Annotated in this window: 11 protein-coding genes; 8 read left to right on the top strand and 3 right to left on the bottom strand. The window is 37.5% G+C overall.

Annotation, left to right across the window (positions count from 1 at the left end):
- A partial coding sequence (locus tag QNJ50_RS24530) for an SdrD B-like domain-containing protein (RefSeq protein ID WP_300640811.1) occupies positions 1–2,217 on the top strand: 2,217 nt, incomplete at its 5' end.
- A gap of 110 nt (positions 2,218–2,327) precedes the next feature.
- Here QNJ50_RS24530 and gloB read toward each other — a convergent pair.
- A complete protein-coding gene (gene gloB, locus QNJ50_RS24525) occupies positions 2,328–3,101 on the bottom strand; it encodes a hydroxyacylglutathione hydrolase (RefSeq protein WP_300640809.1) in 774 nt (257 codons plus the stop codon).
- A gap of 461 nt (positions 3,102–3,562) precedes the next feature.
- Between gloB and QNJ50_RS24520 the strand changes: the two genes are divergently transcribed.
- From QNJ50_RS24520 to QNJ50_RS24490, 7 genes are all read left to right on the top strand, one after another.
- Positions 3,563–3,787, top strand: a complete 225-nt coding sequence (locus QNJ50_RS24520; protein ID WP_300640807.1) for a hypothetical protein — start codon at positions 3,563–3,565, stop codon at positions 3,785–3,787.
- Between the two features lie 762 nt (positions 3,788–4,549).
- Positions 4,550–5,725 carry a glycosyltransferase family 4 protein gene (locus tag QNJ50_RS24515; RefSeq protein WP_300640805.1) on the top strand — a complete coding sequence of 392 codons (1,176 nt, stop codon included), beginning with the start codon at positions 4,550–4,552 and terminating at the stop codon, positions 5,723–5,725.
- A gap of 109 nt (positions 5,726–5,834) precedes the next feature.
- Positions 5,835–8,084 carry an ABC transporter ATP-binding protein gene (locus tag QNJ50_RS24510; RefSeq protein ID WP_300640803.1) on the top strand — a complete coding sequence of 750 codons (2,250 nt, stop codon included), beginning with the start codon at positions 5,835–5,837 and terminating at the stop codon, positions 8,082–8,084.
- Positions 8,085–8,116: 32 nt separating this feature from the next.
- Entirely contained in the window at positions 8,117–9,073 is a 957-nt protein-coding gene (locus QNJ50_RS24505) for a glycosyltransferase family 10 (RefSeq protein ID WP_300640801.1), read from the top strand.
- A gap of 226 nt (positions 9,074–9,299) precedes the next feature.
- Positions 9,300–10,268 carry an Npun_R2821/Npun_R2822 family protein gene (locus QNJ50_RS24500; RefSeq protein WP_300640799.1) on the top strand — a complete coding sequence of 323 codons (969 nt, stop codon included), beginning with the start codon at positions 9,300–9,302 and terminating at the stop codon, positions 10,266–10,268.
- Between the two features lie 12 nt (positions 10,269–10,280).
- Positions 10,281–11,165 carry an Npun_R2821/Npun_R2822 family protein gene (locus QNJ50_RS24495; protein ID WP_300640797.1) on the top strand — a complete coding sequence of 295 codons (885 nt, stop codon included), beginning with the start codon at positions 10,281–10,283 and terminating at the stop codon, positions 11,163–11,165.
- Between the two features lie 82 nt (positions 11,166–11,247).
- Positions 11,248–12,282 carry an Npun_R2821/Npun_R2822 family protein gene (locus tag QNJ50_RS24490; RefSeq protein ID WP_300640795.1) on the top strand — a complete coding sequence of 345 codons (1,035 nt, stop codon included), beginning with the start codon at positions 11,248–11,250 and terminating at the stop codon, positions 12,280–12,282.
- A gap of 319 nt (positions 12,283–12,601) precedes the next feature.
- On the opposite strand, the gene QNJ50_RS24485 is transcribed toward QNJ50_RS24490, so the two are convergent.
- Positions 12,602–14,575: a hypothetical protein gene (locus tag QNJ50_RS24485; RefSeq protein ID WP_300640793.1), complete on the bottom strand. Its 1,974-nt coding sequence runs from the start codon at positions 14,573–14,575 to the stop codon at positions 12,602–12,604.
- 312 nt (positions 14,576–14,887) lie between these two features.
- A partial coding sequence (locus QNJ50_RS24480) for an NACHT domain-containing protein (RefSeq protein WP_300640791.1) occupies positions 14,888–19,262 on the bottom strand: 4,375 nt, incomplete at its 5' end.

Here is a 19,262-nt window from a genome sequence, read left to right as displayed (position 1 = left end):
ACTTTCTCCAATCTCCCTGAAGGTTATGAATTCACCCAAGCTGATGCTGGTAGTGATGATGGATTAGATTCCGATGCTGACCCCAGCAATGGAATGACCCAAAAAGTTGTTTTAGACCCCGGTGAAAATAACACTACTTTAGATGCGGGTATTGTTGAACCTGCAAATCCAGGAATTGATATTGAGAAATTTGTAAATGGAATTGACGTCACCGACATCAACAACTTACCTGAAATCGCAGCAGGAGAAAATGTCACCTTTACATACGAAGTCACTAATACAGGTAATGTAGCCTTTACTCGTGACCAAATAGTTGTAACTGACGACCATGGAACACCTAATGATTCTAGTGACGACTTCACTGCAACCCTAAATCTAACAAGTGATGTAGGTGGTGATGGAATCCTAAGTGCAGGTGAAACTTGGACCTATACATCTGAAACCTTTGTAGCTGAAAATCTAACAACCACTACTTCTGCTGAGGATCTGCAGTTTAGCTTTACAGGAAATAGCTATACCGATGGTCCCGATGGTAACATCCGCACTTTTACATCTGGGGATGTTTCTGTTGATGTCAGTGCTTTTCGTAGCGATAAAAATGGCAGCAACTTTGACAAAGCTTACGTAGGTTCATATGGCGGTGGTTTAGGTGTCACTAACCGTAAAGAAAGTGGTTCTGGACATAGAGTGGATAATGGTGGTAGCCTTGATTACCTGCTCTTTGAATTCGATAAAGATATTGTTGTAGACAAAGCTTTCCTGAAATATGTTGGCGACGACAGTGACATCTCCATCTGGATTGGCGATCGCAATGGTACTGATATTTCTCATCTGAACAGCACATTACTTAATAATTTTACCAAAGAAAATAACTTTACTAAGAGCAGCTATTCTCGCTGGGCTGACTTCAACAATGACGAATTAGTAGGTGATACGGTTATTATCTCTGCTTATACAGGTGGTAGTAATGATTCTTTCAAGCTTAATAAGCTTAATGTTTCTGTTCCCGGACAAACAAGTACTGGTAACTATGTAAATATTGCAACTGTCACAGCACAAAATGTAAGTGACAGCGACGCAAGTGGTTACACAAATAGTAGTCATAGTCCAATTTGTGCAAAGCTAGTTGGTGCAACTTCTATCTCAGAAGGCGATCGCGGTTACTATAAAGTGCAGCTTGATGGAGTCAGCGAACAAGATCGCTATTTTAAAATCCAGGTCAATAACGAATCTGCCAAAATGACCACTGACTACCGTGCGGGTTCTCAAGACATCATGTGGGGTGGATACTTTGATGTCCGTAATTATTACGGGCAAGTAACTGGTGTATATTATAATCAAATTGCTGAAGTCGATAGTTATGGTCATTGGACTGGAAATCGCGATGCTGTTGGTCCTGGTGATGCAAGTTGGGATTATACCGTTTACAATCAATACGGTCAAAAAGATAGCGATGGTTACATAACAGTCAAAGTTGCTGCAGGACAAACCCAGTCTGAATCATTCTCCGTCAAAACTTGGAAAGAGAAAGTTACTGTAGATCGGGATAGTCCCAATAATTATGGTTACTACGAAGGGACTGAGAAGTTCTCCATCAACTTAGTTTCAGGGGATGCAGATAAGTTATGCGGAGATAATTTACATGTTTCGATTAATGACCGCACTGATTATGACTTCTTCAGCCCCATAGCTCTCGACCTCAACGGTGATGGTGTACAAACTACAGCCATGGGTACAACAGCAGGTACTTTTGACCTATTAGGAAATGGAAGTCCCATTGAGTCAGGTTGGTTATCTAGTGAAGATGCTTTCCTCGCTGTGGATAATAATGGTAATGGTACCATCGATGATATCTCTGAACTATTTGGTGGTAATGTTGGTGAAGGTTTTGCAAAACTTGCAACCTATGACACCGACGGTGATGGCTTAATTGGTCAAGAAGAAATTCTGACAGGTGGTTTACTTCTGTGGCAAGACAGTAACGAAAATCACAGTACCGATGAGGGCGAACTTATTTCTTTAGGTTCCCAAGGTATCGTTAGTCTTAACACCTCATATGCAGAAACACCAGTTTACCAAAACGGTAACGTATTAATCGAACACGGTTCTGCAACTAGGGCTGATGGTAGTCAGATTGACATGGTTGATGCTTATTTCCAAATCAATAGTCAAGTAGCCAGTCTAACTGCTGATGAGCCAGTTTCAGTTCTAGGATAAAAATCATAAACCAAGAGTTCTTCAACTAGTTTCATTTTGTTGTAGAGACGTAGCAGTGCTACGTCTCTACAGTTTTTTTGACAACATAAAAATCCGTCGCATTCTCACGTTTAAAATTTATCTTTCATTTGTCTTACCCGAGCAAAAGTTTCTACAGAATCGCTACTATTTACAGCTAATTGTAATCCTGGCTGTTCCCAGCGTAAAAACGGATTTGTCAATTTTTCTACTCCCAAAATCGATGGAACAGTAGCTTCTCCAAGTTCTCGAGATGCTTTTACTTGCTCGTAACGGTTTTGCAAATCAGGGTTATTTTTATCCACAGTAAGTGCAAACCGCAAATTATTTAGGGTGTATTCATGAGCGCACCAAATACGTGTATCATCTGGTAAAGAACGAATTTTACTTAAGGAATCCACCATTTGCGCCGGTGTTCCTTCAAACAAACGACCGCATCCTCCAGCAAATAGGGTATCCCCACAGAATAAATCTCCTTTTTCCCCTGGTTTTTGCGGTGGAAAATAATAAGCTATATGGGCGCGGGTATGTCCGGGAACAAAAAATACTTCTGCTGTTCGACCAGCAAATTCTACGCGATCGCCAGCTTGTAAAAACACATCCTGTCCAGGTATTCTTCCTCGGTCTTCGGCTCCACCATAAATAGTAACGTTGGGAAATTTATCTATCAATTGCCGATTAGCACCCACATGATCCATATGATGATGTGTATTAAATATGGCAATTAATTCGGCTTTAAGTTCCGTCAGCTTTTCTAAAACTGGTTTTAATTGTGCTGGATCGACAACAGCAGCAGTATTGCTCTGGGAATCGTACAGCAAAAATATATAATTATCTGAAAGTGCTTTGAGACGAAATATCTGCATGATAATTTGTCTAACCCTGTAAAAGTAGTTTTAGGACTTATTCTTTATTTATACAAGTAACACGCGTATAAGCAACTTATATTTTTACATCCTTAATCTGTAGCATTGCTCATACCCAGGTAAAATCTATTTGAGATAGTTCAAGTTGAGATACTTCAACCGTAATTACACTTGATATAAAGATGCTAATGGTAACATTTATGGTAGTGCGTCAGTAAAAATTCTCTGGAATTACAACTGTATCAAAAGTTAAATTTATAACTGTATTATTCCGCTAGATATTGTTTATATCTCTAGCAGATTTAAAATATCTTTTCAGGATATCAGTAATTTCTGGTATCTCATCTTCACAACATTATTTATCAGCGGTTTACTTAATTCTTTAAGTAACTATATATTTGTCTTTTTAAATCGAAGACAACTAAATATTGTGACGAAAATTTGTGTCTTTCTGGAGGAATATGAATAGTTTATCAGGCTATCAAAAATTTCACAATCGGGCAGAGATAGCAGTCAAAAAAATTGTAGAAAGAATCATTAGATCGGGGAAAATAAGTCCTGAAGACCATAATGCTCTGACTTATACAATACTAATTGATGGAGAAGTTAGTGATTCTGATCGGCGTCAGATTAATCGTATTTTCGACTATATCCAAACAGGTCGCTTACAACTAGTTGATTGGTAAAAGGTAGGCTGTAACTTGAATTTAACTCTGAGGGAACTAAATTTTTGATGATTTTCAATCGTAAATTACTAAGTGAAGTATGCCTATTTATTTTTGGCAATTATATTTTGGAAAATTATACTATCTAAAATATAATTACTAAAATATTTCATATCTCATATTAGTTTTAATATTATCCTCTAAGTTAACTTGAAGTATACAGCTTAAAATTTATGTACAGATAGTCTTTGCTGTCAATACTTTTATTTTTTGCCAAAAATCTTTAGCTCTAAATTTTTACATAAAAGCATCTTCTTAGGAAGTTCGGTTAATTTTACATCGCCCCATTCAACACTCTTGAGGGCGATTTCAATATTCTATAGTGTATTTTCATCAATATCTCTCTAAAGACCGTGATTTTACTTATGTATTTTATGAAACAATTACTTCTAGCTGTATTTATCAGTAAAAATGCTATGGGAAAATAATTGAGCAGAAGTTAAATTGATATTAATTTAGACAAAATATAATTATTTTTAATGTCTAACTTATTTTTTATATCAATATCATTTATTATTTAATCCCAAAATAATCACTAATAACTAATCATAATTAAAATAATACAATTACCAGGAATTACAATCTTTATATAAATTGTATATTACAGAGAAAAATATCAACAAAATAAAAATAAAATCAATGTCAATAAGATTCAAGTTTGAACGTAAAAATCAGTCGTTATATTAGAAATTAAATTATTTTGAATATAATTAATTTTCGACAATGAAAAAGTATAAAGAATCTGAATTAAAAGTTTCTATCCTTGCACCTAATTTTTGTAAAGGTGGTATAGTTCGTGCTTATTTACTAGGAAAAGTTTTCCAAAAACTAAATTACGATGTAGAAATTTTAGGCTTTTTATTTGGAAAAAATGTTTATCCAGAAGCGCCATCTGACCTATCTGTATTTTACCTTGAAGGTTGTAATTATCCCGAGTTTTTTAGTGCGAGTAAAAAACTTTTAAATAAAATCAAAGGAGATATTGTTTGTGCCGTAAAACCAAAACCCACAAGTTACGGTGTAGCTTTGATGGATAAGATTTTTCATCATCGCCCACTGATTTTAGACATAGATGATTGGGAATTGAGCTGGTACGGAGGTGATGAATGGCAGTATCGTCCTAATTTTAAACAATTAGCTAGAGATGTCCTTAAGCAAGATGGTGCTCTGCGTAACCCAGAACATCCTCTTTACATAAAGTGGATGGAATCTTCCATTAAACATGCGGATGCGATTGTCGCTCATACTCAATTTCTACTTAACCGTTTTGGTGGAAGCTATTTACCTAATGGTAAAGACACTGACTTATTTAATCCGGACAAATACGATCCTCAAGTTAGTCGAGAAAATAATGGTCTTGCGGACTATCGCATTTTAATGTTTCCTGGTGCGCCTAGACCTCATAAAGGTTTGGAAGATGTTTTAATGGCGCTGGATTTACTTAATCAACCAGACCTGAGATTGGTAATAGTTGGTGGAAATCCTTATGACGATTACGACGAACAATTAAAAGAACGCTGGGGTAAGTGGATTATTACTTTACCACCACAATCTGTAGAAGAAATGCCCTCCGTTGTTTCTGCTGCCCACGTTATTGTAGTTCCTTCTCGGGATACTGCGATCGCTTGGGCACAATTTCCTCTCAAGTTGACCGATGGAATGGCAATGGCAAAACCTATTTTGGCGACAAGAGTAGGAGATATTCCAACGATTTTGAATGATACGGGTTATCTCGTTAATCCTAGTTCTCCAGAAGAAATTGCTGAGAATATTCAGTTAATATTTCAAGATTTAGAGGCAGCTAATCATCGTGGAAAAATGGCGAGAGAAAGGTGTGTAAAACATTATAGTTTAAACACTATGGCCACAACTGTATCTCAAATAGTTTCTAGTTTATAAGCGACATACTTTCTTATATTTTTAATAAAATTAAATTTTCAATTTTTTTGGGGTGGCGAATAATTACCGAAAAATGTTAACAAATAGAAAATAAAAATCGGCAACCTCGATGTTGAAAAATAAGCTACTTTTTAGATTTGTTAGACCTTACCCAGGATTGATAATCCTCACTTTATTTCTAGGATTTTTTGGCGCTTTTTTTAATGGAATTGGTACTACTTTAATTGTGCCTATAGTTCTTAAAATCGTCGGTCAAGAAATAGACTTCACTAATCTACCACCATTGATTAGAGGTATTATGACTCCATTCGATAGTCTTCCAGAAAGCTATCGCGCACTAGTTATGGGTGGGATAATTATCTTCACTATTTTTGTGAAGAATCTATCTAATTATGCAAGTGTTTTAGCATCGAGTCGATTAACACGTCTGTTAACTACAGATATGCGTTCCGAAGGCTTAGAGCTACTATTAAAAATAGATATGGAATACTACACCAAAATGAAAATTGGTGATTTAATCAATAGTTTAGGTGTAGAGATTTCTCGTGCGGCAAGTACTTTAGGCTCGACCATCAGATTAGTAATAATATCAATTACTATTTTAGTTTTTATTGGATTTTTATTATCAATATCTTGGCAGTTAACAATAGCATCTTCTTTTCTACTTTCTTTCGTTACTTTAATTAATCAAATTGCAATTTCTCGTTCTCGTAAACTCGGTACTCAACTTTCAGAAAAATCTAAAGCTTATTCTATTTCTGTTTTAGAAATCTTGAATGGAATTCGTCTGGTTAAAGCTACAGCAAACGAAGATAGAGAATATGAAAAAATTCATCAGTTAATTCGCGAGCGCGAACAAGCTGATTTTATTTCCCAGGTATATTCCCAAGCCATTGCTCCAACAAGTGAGTTTACGGGAATTGTGGCATTAATTTTAATAGTTTTCTTGGGCAAAATTTTCTTTGCCGATAGCATAGATTCAATATCAGCGGTATTACTGACTTATTTATTAGTTTTACTGCGAATGTTACCATTTCTTTCCCAATTAAATTCACTTCGTAGTAACTTTGCTAATACATCTGCCAGTATAAATATTACATCTGAGTTCTTGAGTCGGGATTTAAAGCCATTCATGCCTGATGGCGTTCATCCCTACACCGGTTTAAAAAAAGGAATAAACTTTAATTCACTTTCCTTTACTTATCCCGGTCATGATAAGCAAGTACTAGAAGATATTAATTTATATTTGCCAAGGGGTACAACTTTGGCTCTAGTTGGTGGTTCTGGTGCCGGTAAATCAACTTTAGCAGATCTATTACCCAGATTTTACGATCCCGTATCTGGAAGTATCGAAATTGACGGAGTAAACTTAAAAGAGTTTGAACTGAAATCTTTGCGTCGTGTTATGGGTATCGTATCTCAGGATACTTTTTTGTTCAATGACTCCGTCCGAAATAATATTGCCTATGGTAAACAGAAAGCTACAGAAGAAGAGATTATTCACGCTAGTAAACGGGCAAATGCTTATGAGTTTATTAGTAAACTTCCTCAAGGTTTTGACACAATGATTGGCGACCGGGGTATTATGCTTTCTGGCGGTCAGAGACAAAGATTAGCGATCGCGAGAGCATTAGTCCAAGACCCGGAAATACTAATTTTAGATGAGGCTACTAGCGCCCTAGATACGGTATCGGAACGTTTAGTACAGCAAGCAATTGATGACTTGAGTCGCGATCGCACTACTTTGGTCATAGCTCATCGTTTATCCACGGTTCAAAAAGCCGATAAAATTGCAGTTTTGGATCGAGGAAGAGTAGTAGAAGTTGGAAATCATGAAGAATTATTAGAAAAAAATGGTTACTACTCCCGACTTTATTCTATGCAATTTGGTGAGGGTAAAGAATTTAGTAATAAATCTAGTCAAAGTTTAATTCGACTATCTTATGAAATTCGTACGAGACTAAATTCAACTATCGGTTTTTTGGGGTTATTGTCTGATGATATAGTAGAAAATCAGCAAGAACGTCAAGAATTAATCGAAGAATCATACAAGTCAGTATTAAGAGTTTTCAACACAATTGATGTGTTGGACGATATAGTTAATTTACATGCTAATCTCAAAGCAATATTAGCCGGCGATCGATATCAAAAATCAAATATAAAAGAGCAAAAATTAAAAGATATTGCCGATGAATTCCGTAAAATTCTTAATTCCATACTTAATGCTCTTCATAGCTTAGACAACAGTTTGATAGACTCCCCTGAAGAAGAGAAACAAATAATTACTGAAGTTCATAGAACAACGATGCATCTATTAGATAAATTAGAACGCTTTGAAGACACTCTCAATATTCGTTAACTAATAATAACTGATAACTAATAACTGATAATATGAATCTTGCAACTATTGGTATGATTAGCAGCTACAGTGGCTTAGAAAAAAAAGCCGACTGGCTGTGGCAACAAGCACCTGATGAATCTGGCATTTGGGGTAATATGCAAATCCGAGCTAATGCTACTAAGCCGGATTTTCTGTTGATGTACCAGTTTGATTTTCCCCAGCAACAGACAAATAAAACTTGGCTTGATCGATTTCGTAAGTCACCGCAGCCGTTACCAGATATAAAATCTCGCTTTCGCGGTGTAAATAAAGATAGAATCATCTATCTGTTGAGGGAACCGCCCTTAGAAGAAGTTGTAGATATTGCTAAATATAACTATCAGGAAGCCGAAAAATATTGCGGTTACGTCTCTGGTCCCGATGATTTTGCTCCGATTCCCGATTATATGCCTGCTATTTGGTATCACGGTAACTCATTTCGGGAATTAAATGAAATGCCCCCACCAAAAAAAGTTGCTTCCTGTAGTTGGATTACCTCTGGGATTAACCGCACCCTCAATCATCGTCAACGTTTAGAGTTTCTCCGTTCTCTAGAACAAAGTGGAATTCCCTTTAGTTTGTACGGGCGTAATCTACCTCTATGGTCCAACAGTCTTGGAGAATTGAATAATAAATGGTATGGGATGGCTCCCTATTACTACAATCTTTCTATTGAAAATTATAAAGATAATAACTGGTATGCCAGTGAAAAACTCTGGGACTCCCTATTAGCATGGTGTTTACCCATTTATTATGGTGGACCTGCAGCCGATAAATTATTACCTCCAGGTAGTTTTTTGCGCTTACCTAGTATGGACGAAAAAGGAATTGCTTACATCAAAGAAGTTACCGCAACCCCTGATGCTTGGTATGAAGCAAAAGAAGCGATCGCAGAAGCACGACAAATCATCTTACATAAACTCAATCTTCTCAACTGGCTTTCTGAATTCACAGCTAAATTTCAATAGCATCATGATACTGAATGAGTAATGAGTCGTAGAGACGTAGCAGAGGCTAGAGGCTCCGCCGACGCCGCAGGCTCTGACTACGTCACCTACGGATCCGCCGACGCCAAAGGCTCTGCTACGTCTCTACAGAAGTTAGGAGGAAAAATTATTTATATCTATTTTTTTTTAATTTTGAAGTGTCCTTAATTGATTCACTATTTACTCTATTTAAAGTTTTAGCTTATATATGAATGGTATTTGTACCCTTGGTAATGATGTAGTTTTCGACCAATTAGTAGCTCTACTAAATAGTATTGATGCCAATATTGGATCTCAAACCCCTGTTTGTATCTATCCTTTTGACGAACAGCTAGAAAGAATATCTGCTGAAATAGCTAATAGACCCAACGTATTTATCTACGACGACCGAGAATCTATTCGGCGTTGGGATGAATTTATGCTTGCTGCAGCACCGGAACGTCTGAATCGTGGTAAATATCGTTTGTATGGAGCCCATCGCCGTTTTTGTGCTTTTGATGGTCCCTTCGATAAATTTATCTATATGGATGGGGATACCTTAGCAATGAGTTCCCTAGCGACGGTATTTGCGAAATTAGAACAATACGATTGGGTTGTTTATGATTTCCAATTTAAAGATGTCAGTAAAATATACAACACCGGTTCAGCAAAATTATTAGAAGTTTTTCCCCAAGAACGAATTGATAAAGAAATCTTTTGTTCTGGTTTTTATGCTTCCAAGAAAGGTATATTTGACGATCCCAAAAAAGCTTGGTTAATTTCTCAACTCCAAGCCGGTGAATCAGAAATTTTATACGGTGGTGCGGGAGAACAACCTTTACTTAATTACATGGTGATGAGGTCTGGAATTTCTAGCTATAACTTTGCTAATGAGTTACCAGAAGCTGAGAGAACTGGTTGTTCTGCAACTTCCAAGCACTTCGAAGAACGGGAACACATTTTATATGACAAAGGTAACCGCCTGACATATCTGCATTATATTGGCGTTCAGCCCAAAGTAATGCAAGCCTTGTGTGCTGGAGAAAATTTTGACTTTCCCTATCGAGATTTATTTTTACACTACCGCTACCTCCACGAACCCGAAAATCGTCCAACTTTTACCACCCCTCCAAAAACTTACGGTACATCCAAGCCCAGTTTTCTCCAAAAGGCTTTAAAGAAATTACAACTAAATTAATTGAGGTAAATTATGACGCGTGGAGTGTATATAGTTGCGAATGATTATGTCACAGATAATGCGATCGCACTAGTCAATAGTATCCGTTCTTTTGACAAAGAAATACCAATTATTCTGATTCCTTTTAACGAGCAATTCCAAAATATTGCATCTACCCTCAGTCATCATGGTGGGGTAGAGGTTTTTCCCGATCTCAAACTAATAGACGAGTTTACTCAGAAAGTCCAAGACATTTTCCCCCGGAATTTTTTAGCTTTACCAAATAAAATGCGAAAATTAGTCGCATGGCTTGGTCCTCTAGATGAGTTTATTTATATTGATACCGACATCATTGTCTTTGAAAGTCCAAATAAAACTCTAAATAAACTTACAGAATATGATTTTATCTGTTGTGATTATCATCATGTAAGTGAAGGGTTAAAAAATGTCTTTTCAAATATGATTAAAGAAAAGCAAATTTTCAATGATTCAGAATTAGAAGACGTTTTCAACAGTGGTTATTGGGCTTCTAAAAAAGAAGCAATTAGTCCCGAGACAATGGAAGAAACATTACGTGAATGTTCTGCACATGAAGAATATTTTGATTTTACCAAAGGGGTTACAGACCAACCCATTCTCAATTATTTGGTACTAAGAAATATTTCTAAACGCCATAATATGGTGAAAGTTTCTGGTGGAGCACCTGGTAGCTGGGCTGGTTCTCGCCATTTTGAAGAAAAAGACCGCATACTTTATGACAGGGGAAAAAGACTAGAGTATTTGCATTGGGCTGGGATGAAAATCAAACCCGGTTGTCCTTACTGGAATATTTGGGAACATTACCGTTATTTAAATGAATCAAAAAAAGAAAAACTTAAAAGATTAATGGGTCGTTTTGTACCTTTTGTTGGAGTTTAAGTTTGATGGAAGACAAAAGTAATGAGTAATAAGTAATGAGTAATAAGTAATGAGTAATGATTTAAAAGTTAGGAGTATCCCCATGAAAGAAGGAATTTACACACTAGCAAATGATGTAGTCTATGACCAATTAGTTGCCTTACTTAATAGTATAGAAACTAATGCTGGTCGAGACATTCCTGTATGTATAATTCCTTATGATCAACAGTTAGATAAAGTACAAAAAGAGATTGCAGCCAGAGAGAATGTGACCTTATTCGAAGATACAGAATCAATTGCTTACTGGGAAAATTTTGCTACTCAGGCATGGAAATCACATTCTACAGCTGAGGAAATATGGAGTGCAAAAGGTATTTCTGGGATATATCGATTGCCAAGATATCGTAAATATTGTTGCTTTGATGGTTCTTTTGATAAATTTATTTTTTTTGATGCTGATACCCTCTTAATGCAACCATTAGATTATGTATATCAAAGCTTAAATCAATATGATTGGGTTGTGAATGATTTCCAATATAAATCTGCTATCAGCTATATTTTCGATTGTCCTCAAGATGAATTATTGGCAATTTTTAGTCCGGAAGTTATAAAGTCCCAAATATTTTGTTCTGGTTGGTTTGCTTCCCACAAAGGTATGTTTGATTCTTCGCAGAGAGAATTATTATTAAAGCATCTAAATTCCGGTGAAGCTAATATAATGGCTTGGAGAGACTCTGACCAAACTTTACTGAATTATATGGTATGGCGTAGTGGTATTTCTTTCTATAACTTTGCCTATCATGATTTAGCAAATACAGCTGGTAGTCACTGGTCTTCTAAATTTGATGTTATGGATAATGTTTTATATGACGAAGGTCGTCGGTTGACATATTTGCACTACATGAGTATAAGTTCATCGAAATTTTCACGTTTGTGTGCTGGAGAAGATGTTAATATTCCGTACCGGGATATTTTTCTGCATTATCGATATTTAAAATCACCAGAATCCAGACCCAAAACTTTAACTAGTCCTAATCCATTTGTGTATTCCCAACGAGCTAGCAAAACATTTCTGAGCCAAAAAATTAGTAATCTTAAGTATAGATTCAGAAAATTTGTTGCAGGACGTGAGGCTTAGTTAAGAAAGACAAACTCAAATTTTATTGAGATACGAAAATTTTTTGAAAGGTGTTCATAAATAAAATTATAGTAGGGTGTGTTAGGCGCGCAAAAAAATATTTTTTTTAAGTCATCGTCATTGTCGCGCCGTAACGCACCGCCCTACGATTAATATACAAAAGACCTCTCCGGAAATTAAATATGTATAACCCAAAATCCTTGTAGAGACGTAGCATGCTACGTCTCTACATTCTTTTCTGGAGATGTCTAAAGATTTTAAAGACAAACAAATCTGTCTTTAAAACCTCATATTTAAATGTCACATTTGCTCCAATAAACTAATTGCATTTTTTGCTAGGACACCATCGGAAAAGAAGATACTTGTTATAAGCATCATCTTCCACTGACACCACATATTCCCCATTAGATCTTAAAAACGCACTGTTACCATTAATAATATCTACCCAACCGACTTCATCATCAGTTCGCATAATATTTCCATCAGGGAACAAAGATTTCACTTTTTTACCTGTATTTAGATCGTATACATCGGTGTGACCGCGTCTACCACCCTTAGTTTTATTACGAGCAACATAGGATGCAAAAGCGTAGTTACCAGCCCAAGAAATGGATTTGTATCGTGGTGATGTTTCAATATCAACATTAGTTTTCTCGCCCGGAGCTGCACCAGAATCACTTCCTTTACCATGGGGTATATCGGGAAACACCGCTGGATAACCGGGATGTAAATCCATTTTTCCTTTAGAAATACCGTTCCAACGATACATCACCGATCCAACTAATCCCCATCCTTCTTTATAAGGATATTTTTTGCTGTATCCCGTCAGGTAAAGCGCATCTTGTTTGCTATCGTAGTGAATTCGCTGTATGGTTGTCATATCAGCAAATGGACGGGGTATAACCTTTGCTTCTCCATACTGAAGATTACCTTGTGCATCAATCCCAGTGAATGGATACATTAATACTCCCTTATCGTTTTCACCTTCCTTCCCTACCCAAATATTACATTTATCGTCAACATTCATTGCCCAAGCTTTTTCGATATTATTGAGTTCCATGGGCATGAACATACCGCGTTCATCGATTTTATAAGCATCAAGCTTGGGACCATTCTGACCGCTACCAAAAAGATATTTTCTTCCCGTTCCGCAACTACGGACAGCCACAATACCATTGGGATTCACCGCATAGTGACCATCTGCTGATGCTTCTTTGAGATCGAGCCATTTACCACCAGCATAAACTTTAGTACGGGGATCGTCGGGATATCGGAAAATATCAATTGTAAAACGTACTGGGAAATCTCCAGCTTCTTTTCCTTGCTTAGTTACCCCGTAGTCCATGCGATAAGCCGCGCTGGAACTGTAGAAAATACGTCCATCGGTATCGGGATCGGCTGCAGCATTGGAAAGCCAACCAGCAGAATAGACTTGCCATTTTAACTTACCTTGGGGTGTCAAACAACGTATCCAACCACCACCACCAACAATTTGACCACCGACGCAGATATTCCCTGCACGATCCATTCCTACGCCATTAATTCCGTAAAAACGCAACGGTTCAACCACACCTGCTGGCTTCCCTTTGGAAAAAACTCCACCTTCCTCACCAAAGGTACGGATTAATTTTGGATTACATGGTGAAGAAACATCGTAAATTCGAATGTATTGACGAGGTCCATTATCTGCAACCATCAAATGTCTGTCATTGGTGACAGCAAGAGCGCTAGGTGTTCCAGCATCTTTAATTACACATCTACCATCAACGGTTTGTACCCTGTCACCACCTAAAAATTTGGGATTGGGAATAACCCATCTTCTACCCCTAACTTTAGCTTCGTAGGGATTGATTTTACCCTGAAATTTACCTACCCGCTTACCATCTTTATAAATGACGTTGTTATTACCAGCTTCGTCCCAACCTGTTTGACTCCAGACGCTACCATCAGGTTGTACCTTAATACGCTCAATCCAACTTTGTCCGGCTGTATCCCTGTTTCCACCTGTATTACCAAACCAACTAGATATAAATTTTAACTCTCCTCTTCTTACTGTTGCGATTTTGTCTATTCCCGCACTGATATTATTTTCTGCTCCTGGGTTTGCAGTTTTTTCTACTTTTGGATTTGCAGTTGTTTCTACATTCGCGCTTGTTATATTTTCTGTTAATACATTATTTGCTGTTTTTTCTGTCCCTGCATTGGTCGTTTTTTGTGGCGTACAAGCAAAATAAATGGAGCTAGATGCTAATAATAGGGATAATAAGCCAATTTTGAATTTTTGCTTAATCATAATATTCTTTAAACTTTTAACTATAGTTATTTTTGATATATTCAATAAATAGAGGAATTAAACTATTACCAAAAATTCGACTAATTGAGTACAGAGTTTTATTTCATTTGGGTTCGGGTGAGCCATGATGAAAAATGAGCTAAGGAACAATACCGCTTTTGCTTTTATTCTAAGCAATATAGAAAATTTTGTGGGACACCAAATCGGAGCTTTAAATCACCTTCATAATTGTTGATTATTAGCCCAAACTTCCGAGCAAAATTCATTCCTCAAAAGGTTCATCAAATTGAATGTAGTGTAATTCCTAATTTCTTAATCTTCTTCCACCGCGCCTAAGGCTTTGAGTGAAGCTTTTTGTTCTGGGGTTAAGCCTGTAGCGCCTGTGATGTTCATATCTGCGTAGGGTTTGTTGCTGAGGGTTTTGATACATTCACCTGTTTTGATGTTCCAGATTTTGATGGTTCCATCCCAGCCACCAGCAACCAGAATGTTACCATCAGAACTGATTGCAACTCCATTCACTCCATCGTTATCCCACTTAAAAGTTTTGAGACATTTCATCGTCTGAATATCCCATAACTTCACTGTTTCGTCATCACTACCACTTGCTAAAGTTTTTCCATCTGGACTGAATACTACTGACAATACTGAGTTTGTATGTCCCTGCAAAGTTTTTAAATCTTCTTTTGTACAAATGTCCCATAACTTGATTGTATGATCCGTACAACCAATAGCTAGAGTCGTACTATCGAGACCAAAGGCTAATGTATTTATGCCCAGGTTACTCGATTGTAATGTTTTCAAACATTCTCCTGTACTCATATCCCAAAGCTTTACACTTTGGTCGCTACTACCACTAGCTAAAATTTTACTGTCGGGACTAAATGATACTGACCATATCCAATCGTCGTGTCCATACAAGGTGTTTAAATATTCTCCAGTTTTAACATCCCATAATTTAATTCCACACTCAATACTACCTCCTGTTGCTATAGTGTTACCATCAGGAGCAAATGCTACACAGTTTATTGCCCAAGAGTGTCCATTTAAGGTAGTCAGACATTCTCTCGTCTTAATATCCCATAATTTTATTGTCCTGTCATAACTCACACTTGCTACGGTTGTACCATCAGGACTAAAAGCTACAGAATTTACTCTAGATGTATGTCCCCGTAAGCTTTTCAATAATTTCCCAGTATTAATATCCCATAATTTTAATGTTTGGTCTTCGCTACTACTTACTAAAGTAGTACTATCAGGACTTATTACAACTGAATGTATTGCACTAGGGCAACCTTGTGATGTTGCAATACATTCACCGCTTGATACATCCCATTGCCTGATAGTTTGGTCATCACCAGCAGTAATCAAAGTTGTATCGTCAGGACTAAAACCGACTGCCCGTATCCAGTTTGTGTGTCCTTCCAAAGTTTTCAAACATTCTCCAGTATGAACATCCCATAATTTTGCTGTTTTGTCGTAACTAACACTGGCTAAAATCTTAGCGTCAGAACTAAAAGCTATACATGGCACCCAATTAGTGTGAGATTGTAGAGTTTTTATACATCTTCCTGTGTTAACATTCCATAATTTAATGGTATGGTCATAGCTGCCACTGCCTATAATATTACTGCCTGGAACAAATGCCACTGCTCGTACTTCATGAATATGTCCCTCTAAGGTTTTTAGACATTCTCCTGTAGCCACGTCCCATATTTTTAAACTTTTGTCATAACTAACACTTGCTACAGTTTTATTATCAGGACTAATAGTCACTGCTCTTACTAAGTCGGTATGTCCTTGCAAAGTTTTGAAGCATTCACCTGTTTCAATATTCCATAGTTTTATGCTTTGGTCGCTACTACCACTAGCTAGAGTTTTACCATTGGGACTGATAGCTACTGAGTATATTCTACTAGTATGTTCCTTACAAGTTTTTAGGCATTCTCCTGTAGCAATATCCCAGACTTTGACTGTATTATCATAACCACCACTTACTAGCTTATTGCCATCAGGACTGAAAACTACCGAACGTACCCAGCCTGTATGTCCTTTGAAACTTGATATTGGTTGATGGTCAGCAACTCGCCATAAAGTAACTTCGCAATTCGCATCACCAGTTGCAAAAAACTTGCCATCCGGACTATATGTAACTGTAAATACTACACCAAAGGATTTTGGAAAAATGCAATAACTTAAATTAGCTTCAGCAAAATTCACTCCTTTCAATTTTGCGTGAATAAAATCTGCTTCCTTAATAATTGCACCACTTAAATTTCTACCTTTCAATGCTCCCCTATCAATCCTTACCAACAGCGTCGCTGTATTTCCACCAACATAACCAACATCCCCCTCACTTTTACCACGGGTTGATTCGATAACTTCTAGCATTTTGGAGACGCGACATGTCGCGTCTCTACATTCTCTTGTATCAACCATCCCCACCAAAAGATCCAAAACCGCTTTCGCTAACGGTGCTTGACCAACAGTTTCCCGCAACCGTCCCAAATCTTCACTTCTAAATCCCTTTAAAGGCGCTAATAAATGATTCTTCTTCCGCTTCTCAACCTGTAACTGACAATATTCAGACCAAGTATATTCCTGTGGCGCTGCATTTCGATCTATACATAACTCGTATGGCTGCACTACTTCCAGAAAATCTTCTGCTAACACCCCCAATTCCGCTGCAAACTTATAAGCAACAAAAAACTCTAATAAAGAACGATGCGCCGGAGCATAATCACCATCAGCATTCCGGACTAACATGGTTTGCCCCATCATATCGTAATGCCAGTGGTCTAAATCTTTCTGTTGCTGTACCGCTTCACCAAATAAATGTCGGATTCTGTCGGGAAATAACCGATAATTCAAACTCATTTGGTCGGTGGAAAGCATTTCCCAAGCGATTTCACATAGGAAATACATCTTATCTGCTAATGATGTAAAAGTGCGTTCGCTCTTAATATCCCTTTCCATTTTTCGCCGCACCGCGTACAAGTAAACCCGCGACATATCCACAGGTTTACCCGCTTCAATATCTGGTAATGCTTCTAAAATTAAGTCACTCATCACCGGACGACGTGCTAAATCTAAAAGTTGGGGGTTATTCATTACCTTGTCAACGGTGTCGGTATTCGCAACATGAGAAAATACCTGACGAATTTGTTCGTCGTTGAATTTTTCTAATTCCAATACTTCAAATTGCGGAGATTCAGCGGTCAAATTCGCGACCGAGGCACGTAATTCGGCATTTAATAAACTGCGTCCCTCCTTAGCTTCGGGAAAATGTTCCGTACGACAAGTAAGTATAACTTTTGCTCCGGGAACTACTACCTGTGCAAGCTCCCAGAAGTTATTAATCATTTGCTGTCTGTCAACCCGAGCCGCCATCTCATCGAAACCATCAAATATTAACAACAGTTTCCCCATGCGGTTGAGTTGGTCAAAAACCGAACTGTTGAGACTGATTTCATGTTGACTGTAGAAAAATCCCGCCATAACATTTTCTACATCTAAGGCTTTGGCGTAATCCCGTAACAAAATAACTAAAGGTAAGCGGGGACGGGTTAAACCTTTTTGTTTCGCTTCCTGATATTTCTGTAAAGCCGTCCAAGCATAATGAAATGCTACCCAAGTTTTCCCAGTACCAAACTCTCCCAAAACAGAAAGATGTTCCTTTGCAGGATCGTCTAACCACAAATCGATATAACCATCGATCCAACCATCTTCCTCCTCATAACGGTTGATCCCCATCCTTTGTTTGGTTACTGGATCGAATTCTTCCTTCGTACAAGCGAGGGGAACATACAGTTGATCGATTTTGCGTTTCTTCACCTCATCTGACAACCAATTGATATAGTTGCTGAAATCTGCGGTTTCATCAATTAGTTCATCCAGGGTATAGCAAAATAAATCTTCATTTTCTGATTTATTTACCTCATTTCGCGCCAAGCGACTAATCCGACGTGCAGCAATTAACCAACCCTCATCAGTTTTTTGATTTTCAACCGACTGACGTAAAGCCGTCAGATCGCTAATTTTTGCTTCTCCATCAATTCCCCGTACCAAAATTCTGTCAAAGCGACGTCTACCTTGAATTTTGATAATCCATTCAAAATGATTGGTTTCCCAAACCTCATATTTCTCGAAACCATAACCCAGAGTTGTGAACCATCCACGTAATTGTTCGGCTAAATGTGCAGCTTTGCATTGGGGTCTTGCTGGGTTTGGGCCATTTGTAGAGACGCGATATATCGCGTCTCTACCGCCAGAATTTTGGTTTGATACTAATAAACGTGATGATTGACTAGTTAATTTTGCAAGTTCTGTTTGAATTTCTTCCAGACTTCTTAATTGATGTAACTGTTGTTTGATTACTTCTAGTTCTTGTTGTAAATCGGTAATATTGCGATCCCGTCTCACCTCTGCGGGGGTACGAGTTAATTCAACTACCTTGATAAAAACCGCGCTAAATTCCGCCAATTCAACTATGACATCAATTTCTTCTTCCGCGATCGCCTCTTGCAAAATATTCCATTCATCCGGTTCCAGAACTTGCTCGATTTGTGCGATTACAATGGAAGGATTATCAGCATCAAAAGCTTGACGAAACGCTTTTTGCACTTCTTCTTGACGGAAAAGTTGTAAAATCGCCCGTGGTTTTCCTATCCCATACTCTACCAATGCG

This window comes from Mastigocoleus sp. MO_188.B34 (genome assembly GCF_030065675.1).
In the GTDB taxonomy this organism is placed as follows: Bacteria; Cyanobacteriota; Cyanobacteriia; order Cyanobacteriales; family Nostocaceae; genus Mastigocoleus.
This window is presented reverse-complemented; position numbering and strand designations above follow the sequence as displayed.

Coding starts and splice junctions, on each gene's coding strand:
- gloB (WP_300640809.1), bottom strand. CDS start 3,101: ATGCAGATATTTCGTCTCAAAGCACTTTCAGATAATTATATATTTTTG.
- QNJ50_RS24520 (WP_300640807.1), top strand. CDS start 3,563: ATGAATAGTTTATCAGGCTATCAAAAATTTCACAATCGGGCAGAGATA.
- QNJ50_RS24515 (WP_300640805.1), top strand. CDS start 4,550: ATGAAAAAGTATAAAGAATCTGAATTAAAAGTTTCTATCCTTGCACCT.
- QNJ50_RS24510 (WP_300640803.1), top strand. CDS start 5,835: ATGTTGAAAAATAAGCTACTTTTTAGATTTGTTAGACCTTACCCAGGA.
- QNJ50_RS24505 (WP_300640801.1), top strand. CDS start 8,117: ATGAATCTTGCAACTATTGGTATGATTAGCAGCTACAGTGGCTTAGAA.
- QNJ50_RS24500 (WP_300640799.1), top strand. CDS start 9,300: ATGAATGGTATTTGTACCCTTGGTAATGATGTAGTTTTCGACCAATTA.
- QNJ50_RS24495 (WP_300640797.1), top strand. CDS start 10,281: ATGACGCGTGGAGTGTATATAGTTGCGAATGATTATGTCACAGATAAT.
- QNJ50_RS24490 (WP_300640795.1), top strand. CDS start 11,248: ATGAAAGAAGGAATTTACACACTAGCAAATGATGTAGTCTATGACCAA.
- QNJ50_RS24485 (WP_300640793.1), bottom strand. CDS start 14,575: ATGATTAAGCAAAAATTCAAAATTGGCTTATTATCCCTATTATTAGCA.